At 57.0% G+C, this 9,009-nt stretch carries 7 protein-coding genes; all 7 read right to left on the reverse strand.

Annotated elements, in window-relative coordinates:
• Positions 1-658: 658 nt before the first annotated feature.
• Positions 659-1,093, reverse strand: coding sequence for a hypothetical protein (locus RMO15_RS28755; protein ID WP_309721152.1), 435 nt, complete (start codon positions 1,091-1,093; stop codon positions 659-661).
• A gap of 56 nt (positions 1,094-1,149) precedes the next feature.
• Positions 1,150-4,002 (reverse strand): tape measure protein, encoded by a 2,853-nt coding sequence (locus RMO15_RS28760; protein ID WP_309721155.1) that lies wholly within the window; start codon positions 4,000-4,002, stop codon positions 1,150-1,152.
• A gap of 86 nt (positions 4,003-4,088) precedes the next feature.
• Positions 4,089-4,652: a hypothetical protein gene (locus tag RMO15_RS28765; protein WP_309721159.1), complete on the reverse strand. Its 564-nt coding sequence runs from the start codon at positions 4,650-4,652 to the stop codon at positions 4,089-4,091.
• Positions 4,653-4,657: 5 nt separating this feature from the next.
• Positions 4,658-7,333 (reverse strand): DUF3987 domain-containing protein, encoded by a 2,676-nt coding sequence (locus tag RMO15_RS28770; protein ID WP_309721162.1) that lies wholly within the window; start codon positions 7,331-7,333, stop codon positions 4,658-4,660.
• 124 nt (positions 7,334-7,457) lie between these two features.
• The gene (locus RMO15_RS28775; protein ID WP_309721164.1) at positions 7,458-7,766 is read right to left on the reverse strand and encodes a hypothetical protein; all 309 of its coding nucleotides are present in this window, start codon (positions 7,764-7,766) and stop codon (positions 7,458-7,460) included.
• Positions 7,767-8,135: 369 nt separating this feature from the next.
• Positions 8,136-8,699 (reverse strand): hypothetical protein, encoded by a 564-nt coding sequence (locus RMO15_RS28780; protein ID WP_309721167.1) that lies wholly within the window; start codon positions 8,697-8,699, stop codon positions 8,136-8,138.
• The gene (locus RMO15_RS28785) at positions 8,699-8,950 is read right to left on the reverse strand and encodes a hypothetical protein (RefSeq protein WP_309721171.1); all 252 of its coding nucleotides are present in this window, start codon (positions 8,948-8,950) and stop codon (positions 8,699-8,701) included. Before RMO15_RS28785 ends, RMO15_RS28780 begins: the two co-directional genes overlap by 1 nt.
• Positions 8,951-9,009 lie beyond the last annotated feature (59 nt).

The following is a 9,009-nucleotide window of genomic DNA, read 5'->3' on the forward strand; positions in this document are numbered from 1 at the left end:
CGACCATCTCACGAAAAGTATTGACGGATACTGAACAGTCGGATTTATCACGGAAACATAGCGAATCAATGTTTTCCGTGCTCTGAACGGGCAGATTTCAGCCAACTATACCTTTCCGGGGCGTTGGGCAAAGAACCCCAAACTCCCTTGTTCGCGCCCTTGCCTACTGCCTCGCAAAACTCGCAAAAGTGTCCAGCAAGGCTCCCTTGTGGCGGTCTCTTTGACTGGCTCCAGAAACTCCAGAAACTCCCTTGTTCGACTTGTGCCCGTGCGTGCCTATATGCAGAAAAAAGGAAAGAAATAGAGCCCTTGTTTGTCTCTTCACGCGCCCGCGCGTGTGCGAGGGTCGAAAAAAGTGAAAAAACTCCCTTTGATATCTCCCGCGTGGACTGCATGAAGAAACTGAAGAAACTCGGATCAAGGAAGCCTTGTTCGACATTTTCGACACTTGTCGTTTATGTCTCAAAACTTAGATTTAAGAGTCCTTAATTCTAAGTTTAAGGACTCAAACGAAGGTTCGGCAAACAAGAAAAATGAGCGGGCTACCTCTACGCCAGTCCGCGGAAGTGTTGCCAGAAATGCCAGAAATAGGAACCCAGACCGTCGTTTCGCGAATGCAGCAAGACCACAGCCCAGGGCAAACACTTTGCTGAGGCTCTCACAGTTGCCGCTTGAGCCTCTCCAGCGCTTCCAGGAGAGCGGCGGGGGCTGTGTAGGCTGAAAGAGACCGTAGCACTGCCTGAAGATCTTCCAGGGCCTCGCGTGGCGTCGTGACGATGGCGACTCGGCCACGCTCGTAGAGTTCGGCCTGCTCGGGGCGGACACGGGCAGAGGCGCTTCTCTTCAGCTCAAGGCCGACCCAGCAGGCATCGGGGAAAGCGCCAGGCGCAGCGAGACCGACGAAGAGGTCCGGTGTGCCGGGAGTGTTGCCCATGTACCCGGTGGGAGTGTGCTTCCCCTTGCAGTGTGGGCACGTGACTGCCCGCCTGGCTTGACCGATCTCAAGGGACTCGCAGCCGACGGCGGCCAGCGTCTGCACGATGGAGCGCTGAAGGTCGGCCTCGGACCGAAGGTTCGAACCTTCGGATTCCATCGGCTTTTTTGACGATGGAATCCGGTGGCTTGAACCGGCACACTTTGCAGTCATTCTTAGCCCTGTGTCAAGGTCGCGACTCGAACACGACGGGCCATGTTCTCAACGATCCTTTTCTCGTCCGCCTGGCTGCTGACATTCCAGCCCGCGTTCGTGATGTTCTGTTGGTTGTTGATGACGATAGAGCGCCCGTCTTTCAGAGCTACCGCAACCTCTGACATGACCATTGCCCGCAGAGCTTGAGGGTCAACCGGAGAAGATGAACCACCAGAAGACCTGCTCGAGCCAGCAATAATCTTCATTTCGTCCCGGGCAATTCCAGCCAACTGACCTCCCTTAACTGACCGACCATCTGCCGGCGCATTGGGACTGCTGGGAACCGATGTAGCTCCGCCACCGCCGCCAGAGTTGCCCCAGTTCCCTTGTGTGAAGAGGTTCAGCCCCCCCGCGACCGCGCCGCCGAAGTCGTTGTTGTCTGCGGCGTTGCCCATGTTCATGAGAGCTAGAACGGTGGGGACACTACCGCCGGTCAGGAGACCTGCAGCAAGCCCGAGTCCGGTTCCCCAGCCAAATTTCTTCTTGCGCTGGCTCATTGCCATCAGCGAGTAGGCACCCGAAAGGATCTGCTGAGCGGTGAAGCTGAGGCCCTTCGTGCTGGCTTCGATGCTCTTGGCCAGCTTGTCTATCGAGGGCTGGAAACCACGCTCAAGAGCTTTTGCTATCGGATCGGTGAGGCTACGAGCGATCACGCGCTCTATCTCTTTGCCAGCTCCCTGGTTCAGAGACTCTATGAGGGTTTGCGCGAAGTCCTTCGCTGCTCCCTTGCCCGACTGCCCCCGCATCATGTTCATGACGAAGCCACCCCCGCCCCGTGCAAGGTCACCAGTGAGAGCGTTTGCGTTTGCGTAGGCATGCTCTTTGTTATGGGCATACTGCTGCAATCGGTCTCGTGGGCGCTCTGGCTTGACCCGAAGATACGCCCTAACCTTGTCTTTGGAATACGATTGTAGGTACCGCATCGTGCTTGTCAGGCTGTCTGTTTGACTCTCGTAAGAATCTGCTGCACCCTCAAGGCCAAACTTGAGTTTCTTGAGTTGCGTCTTTTTGTTCTCCTCACCGAGGGCACGAAGGGACTTTAATGTCCCAGAGAGCGAATCAACGAGAGACTTAGTTTCGCCGATCCCGCCTTTGCCCATCCGTTCGAAGGCTGTCTTCTGCCTCTCACTCTGCTCTTTGCGAAGCGCATCAAGACCATCAAAGCCACCCGAGAGCAGGCCAGGGAAGCTAAAGCCTCGGAGCTGACTGCCTACCTCCTCAAACGTGTTTTTTTCAAGAGTGCGACGGAGAATCTGATCTGCATCGGGCACACCATAGTATTTGTCTTCCTGATGTTGCCTGCGAGCCTCGCGCTGCTTGAGAGCCACGGGGGGCAGGGTCCGAGCGGCCAGGCGATCCTGAGCGTCTTTTAGTCGCTGAGCTGCTTCTTCACGGTAGCGCTTATCGTTGGCCTCCTTCTCTTTGCGCAGCCTTTCGGCTTCGGCCTCTCGCTCCTTTCTCGCCTTCGCCTCAGCTTCCAAACGTTTCGCACGGGCTACCGCATCAATCCCTGCCCTCTTGGCTTTGGCATCTGCTGCCTCTTTTTCCTTGGCGGATTTCTCGGCCTTGCCACGGAGCAGACTTGCCATGCTCTCAAGCTTGGCGTTTTCCTGCCTGAGCCGGTTTACCTCTTGCTGATCGGAGGGTGACAAAAGGCCGCCAATGCCAGCAAGATAAGCAGAGTCACCGCCACCAGAGTTCTTCCGACGGTCGGCAGCAGCCGCTTCGATATCGGAGATCTTCTGTCGATTCCCCCGAATCTCCTCCTCGGCATCCAAGTAGTAAGGACGGCCTGCCTTCTCTTCGGTCTGCCTGCCGTTCTTCTCCGTCATGTACTTGTAGGCGAGTGTGCCCCCCACCATGACCGCACCGATGCCAAGCCCGATCAGCCCACCCTTCCCAACTTGCGATAGAACCTGAGCAGATACACCAAGTTCCTTAAGACCACTGGCGAGATTTAGAATATTTCCAATCAGCATGGTCATAGGCCCCGCAGCAAGTGCCGTGAGCCCCAGGTTCGCCAAGAGGTCTTGCTTCTCTTTGGGGAGCTTGTCCCACGCCTTCCCGAGGAGATCAACCTTATCAGCGACAGCGCCAAGGGCATCCGCGGCTTTAGGGGCCAAAGTGCTACCGATTCGAGCAAGGCTGTCGCTGATTTTCTGGTTTGCATTCTCGAACTGGTTGGCTAGGCTATCACCCACACGCTTGTCTTTGGAGAGCACACCGACCACGCCATCAATGAACTCGGTGGCAGTCAGCTTGGCCTTCTGGAGAATCTCTGTATCGCTTGTCCCAAAAGCCGCCTGCATGGCTGTCCGAACACCATAGAATCTCTCAGCAATCTGGTTGATCTCTTCCGCGCTGACCTTGCCTTTGCTGGCAATCTGAGACAATGCCAGTGTCACGCCGTCGAGCTGCTCTTTGCCACCACCGGCGGCCGCGATGGCATTACCGAACTCACGAAGAGACGCCTCCGCACGTTTCGCACTAAGACCCGCCGATTGAAGGCGCAGCGAGCCCTGAATCGCCTCTTTGAAGCCCAGACCTGGCAGCTCTGCGATCTTGCGAAGACGAACGAGCTGGCGCTCTGCTTCTGCGCTTGATCCCGTGATGGCGATGAGGCCACGCTTGAGCGAATCGAGCTCCACAGCGGTCTTGACAGACTGCCTGCCCAGAGCGAGCAGAGGAGCGGTCACGCCGAGGGTCAGGGAGCCACCTATCCGGCTTAGGGATTCCCCGACCTTCTGAATGCGCTGACCGGCTTGCTCTGCGGTCGAAGCGGTCTTGCGGGTCTCCTGCTGGGCCCGCCTCATTCCAGAGGTGAAGCCAGAGTCTATGAGCTCGAGGCGAGCCTGAAGTTGAGAGACGACGTATCCCATTTTAGTTTTCCATTTCCATTTCAGTTTTCAAGTTTTCGCCCTTCGTTCCGCGCGGAAACTGCGGTCCATGAAGCCAGTGCGACCATGTCCCGCTCGACGATATGAAGAGCGAGCGCACAGTCAGGCCAGGCGGCGGCATGGTCAGCCAGCCCCACCCGACGCGATTCTGCCGCGATCAGCCAGGCGGCAGCTCCTCCCGCTTGCACGACGTTACCAGAGGGCAGTGTGAGAGGCTCGGCGAGCTCGGGCAGAAGGCCACGGCTTGATTCGGAGAGTGCCCACTCAAGCAGCTTCTGACGGGCGCTTTGACGAACCTCCTGCTCCTGCAAGGGTTCGACGGCGGCCAGGGGAAGCGGGCTTGCCGCGGCTTGCTGAGGTTCCTCAGAAGGCCGTAGCAGGGCGAGCAGTTCAGATTTCCGAGAGCGTAGGAAAGCAGCAAAGGCTTCGGGTTTGGCAGGAGGCTTACCCGTGGCTCTAATCTTCTCACCTTCGATCGTGAGCTTGATTCCCCGGCGCTGGCACTCAGCGAGAAAGCCCTCGGGAGTCTGAATGGTGGGCCGAAGGTTCGAACCTTCGCTTGGCATGGCAGTCATACCTCCACACTCCAGACTAGTGAGGGATGGAACTGCCATTTTGCAGTAGGCTTGCGTCCCCTGGTTCCCTCCTCACGCTCTGGCATCGGCGCTTCTCTGGCATAGCCCCTAGAAGCAAGCGTACAGAGTGAAGCAGTAAGTTCAGATTCACTCTCAAAACCTCGGAGCTGACGACGAAGATCCCGAAGAGAAACGCCGCCTTGCTTGGTTAGTTCTGCTACCTTCCCCGCGTTTCGCTTCACCCATCCAAGAATCCGCAAAGCTCCCTCGGTGGCTTCATCCTCTCGGATGCGAGCAAGAGCAGCTTGAGCATGAGCTGAGAAGTACTTGCCCAGTTCGATAGCCGCGGCCATGGTCTGGGAGCTTATTGATCGCTCGGCACCGGGCTTGCCATGCTCGGCCATGTGAAGCACACCAGCAATGCGAAGCGTGGCCCCGTGGAGTTTGGCGAGCCACTCGCAGAAAAGCCCGCTCCCTTCGGCGCGTCGCTCCTGTTGAACCTCTCGGTAGAACTCAGTAAAAAGTGCCCGCGCTTCGCTGTCGAGCCCGACCATGTGAGGGATCGGTTGCCCGTCGTCGTCGAGGTCTCGGCTTGCTGAGAGTGTGAGAAGTTCGGAGATCAAGTTCCGGTAGTCAGCAAGAACTTGCTCAGGGAGGTCAGGGGTATCAAACTCGTCCGCCGCGTCTGTGTCTTCAGAGAAGCTGAAGAGGCACCTAGCCAGCGCGCCGCGCCCTACCAGCTCCTTATTCTTGCGCAACTCGGCAAGTACTTCAGGCTGAACAGCGCAACCGATGGTAAGCGCCGCCTGACGAACACTCACAGTGCGGCGAGCCGTTCCGCTCCCCCCTGCTCGGTCGGTAGTATGATCCTCTCCAGAGTGCCCCTTGAGGAAGATTTCCAGCGCTGGATTTTTTGAGTAGCGCCCGATCATGTGCCCAAAAGCCGCACCCTCAGCATCGAGCACAGCAAGCCTGCCCTCATTCTCAGAGAGCATCATGGCAAGAACCTCGGGGGTGGCATCATCAGCGAGAAGGCGCAGTGGGCGCACAGGCTTCAGCTCCGAAAGGTTACGCCTGGCGGTATCAAGCTCGGCCTGCACCTCAATCCCAGGATTGCCCTTAGCTGCGGCCCCCTCAGCTCTTGTGAGTCTGAGCTTGGCAGTGCGCTCCTCACTCTCAAACCTATCCACCTCCGGGCGGCGACGCTCGTTCTCTTTGGCCTCATGTGTGGCAAAGGGCTTGCGTACGTGGCCCATGATCGCGCTCTTACGAGAGCCAGGCGGAGCAATCCCAATGCACCAAAGAGTAAGCGGTTCGAAATACCCACTCTTGGCTGTCACAGCGACGTGCTTCTGAGTCGCAGCGGCGACGGCTGCCAGAGACTGAACGCCGGGGAGGTCAGGAGCCGTGCCCACGCTGGCTGCTACCTGCTCGGAGAAGTCCTTGAGTACGGACGGGAGAGCCCAGCTAGGGAAAGGCGGCAAAACCTCAGAACCAAAGGCAAGAGGAGAAGATTCCCAGTCAGATTTTTCCGCAACGGGCATCCCATTCAAAAATTCATCATCGTCTTCCACAGAGAAATCAGAATTTTTGGCAGTTTTTTCCAATTTTGTCAATTTTGTCAAATTGTTGCTTATAAAGAGTAATTCTTCTTCTTCTTCTTCTTCTTCTTCTTCTTCTTCTTCTCTCCCCCTATAAGGGAATGTCGCATTTTTGACAAAATTGACGGAATTGCCGCGAACCCCAGCGGGCTGATAGAACTCGGTCTTTCCCTCCGCTGCCTTGGCTATGGTGTACTCAAGGTAGGTCTGAGCGCCTCGCATCGTGTCCCACTTCTCGCGAGCAAGCCCAGACCGGCGCATCATGGCCTCAGTGCGCGCCTGATCTCCTTGTGTCCAGAAGAGCAGAAGCCCCGCAAGGGCCATGTCTGCTTCAGACGCTCCTGGAAGTCCGGCATGGGAGCCCGACCACAGCGAGGTGAACTTCGCCCCATCCTTGGCACCGTTGGCCTTGGCGAGCAGCTCGTAATCGTCCATGTCTAGCGGGCTGGGGGCAGGACGATCAGCGACCGGCGCGGCCTCACGCTTCGGGAAGTGGTGACCAAGGAACGCAGCGAGCACGTCAGGCGCTCCCTCGCAGTTCTCAGGGCTCTCCTGAAGCCTCTGACCTGTCACGGTGAAGTATCGGCCCCTGTCGTAGCACTCAGCGCCCGTGGTGGCGTTTCTGCGCCCGCTCATGCCCTCGGGGAGAGCGCCTAGGCCAATGAGCTTGACACCCGTGCCACTCGGGGACACTTCGCAGTAAGTCCCGAAGCGATCCACCCAGTCTGAAGCCTCGGGGGTGAGCTGCCCCGTTTCTTTGTCTCGGCAGGCATCGAGGTCTACCCCGAAATATTGGTCCTCGTGTGAGAAGACGAAGCCGATACCATCGAAGCCAAAGCGCCGGACGTTGGCACGGGCTTGGTCGAAGGTTGCCCAGGTCGCGGGATCGGTGGATTTGGCCGGCCCTTTTCCATCAGCACGGAAGGGGGCTTTTGTCCACTTGCCTGATTCGCCTGGCTTGCCTTCTCGCCACACGAAGCGCCAACCAACCCACTGAGGGAGCGCCTTGAGCTCGGGGGGAATGACATCAAAGAGCGTGGGGAGTGCTTTGGGTTTTGGAGTCTGGTTCATACCATCAGACTCCCTTCTACATCACGTAATCCTGAAACGGAAAGAAAGACTCTCTTAAAATGCGTCTGGCAAAGCCGGATCTGGATTGCTCGGCGTTCCTGTCGGGTGAGGAACTCTTCGACTGTCACAGGGTCACCACCTTTCCAGAAAGCCATGCCTGAAAAAGCGGGTCGCGAAGATCTTCCTCACTTGTGCCATGCAACCGGCGACGCTGAAGCTCGATCCTCACTGCCTCGCGCTCTTTGCGCTCGATATCAAGTCCCAGGAGCCGAAGAAGACGCCAGGCGGGGACGTCTGAAAGAGCGTGACCGGACACTGAGAGCCGTTCTGCAGCTCGGTCTATCGTGGCTCCCTGCATCTGGGAAGGAAAGCGCCGCCGCGTTCGCCGGTAGTTGTCGTATTGTGGACTAAAGCCCTGAGAGTGTTGATTCATTTCCCGCGTCCTTAAAATGTCGAAGCCCTTGCTACGGACGGGTATAGCAAGGGCTTCCTTCTGCGGCGGTCGCGGTGGGGGGATCAGCCCCAGCGAACACGCTGCATGTCAGAAAATCTTTTTGGTTTTTACACCCGTCGCCAATATTAGGCGGGCGGGCTACTTTTGAGACCGACCACCGTTAAAACTCAGCTCTGAGATTAACGGCGGGTCTGCAAGTATCTTCGCTTTGAGAGCGAATCAAGAGGTTCTAGACTCAGAATATACACACAACTCTATTGCGTGGACTTCTGTCCGCTTTGAAATGACAGCCCCGGCAAGGGCTGTCATTTTGTTTTTCCAGTGCTATTGTTGCCTAAGATATTACCACTATTTCCCGGTAATTGTTTTCCTCCGTGTTGGATAGCCCTCAAAGATTTTTGCGTATCTTTTTCTACTACCAACACGCATTCTGCACCTCTGGGAGCACCTAGAAGCGCCTTTGCGAGTCACTACGAAGAGATTGCCGCAAATGGAGCAGGAAGACACTTTTCGAGACTTATCAGAGCGTGCTGTAGCAATTAAATCAAGCAGTTCAGTAAGAACTTGACTTATGAGTGCGATCGGTGTCGCCTGTTCACGGACGACGCTCAGACCATTTTCCCAAATCACCGTCGCTTTTAGGCGGGGATTTTCTGAACTGGCATATTCTCCGATCCAGAAGTTCAGCTCGTTGAGTGCGCCGGGCACTGGTGGCTTTTCGTCTGCCAGCGCCTCCATGACCATGCAGACGACACCCAGAAGCTCGGAGAAGCGGCCCCAGTCGGCTTCTGAGAGATCCACTCCGGATCCACTGTAGAGGTTCAGCCACGCTGGTATTTCGTCGTGCTCAAGCTGGTAGAGCTGAGTCAGCAGGGGCAGTGAGGCATCCGCCTTGCTGGTGAAGAGTGCCATCAGCTCGACTCCCCCCTTTGCAATGAAAGCAGAACCCGCTCTTGCTCACTCGCAGGCAGCGCGATCTCTTCCCACCCTCCATGCTTGCTGAAGAGGCTGTGCAGGTTCACAGGCTGGTAGAGCTTGCCCCGCTTCGTGTTCAGAACGCGACCCAGCGGCCTATCCAGATGCTTCACGTCCTGCCACTGACCATCGAGGCTGACGATGAATTGATGCTCACCATCCCATGCGATAATCTGCCAGCTTGTCATTGTAGTGACCCCAGTTTCCGCGCGGAAACTGCCGAACGGTGAAGGATCGATCCTTCACC

This window comes from Armatimonas sp. (genome assembly GCF_031410135.1).
Classification (GTDB): Bacteria; Armatimonadota; Armatimonadia; order Armatimonadales; family Armatimonadaceae; genus Armatimonas.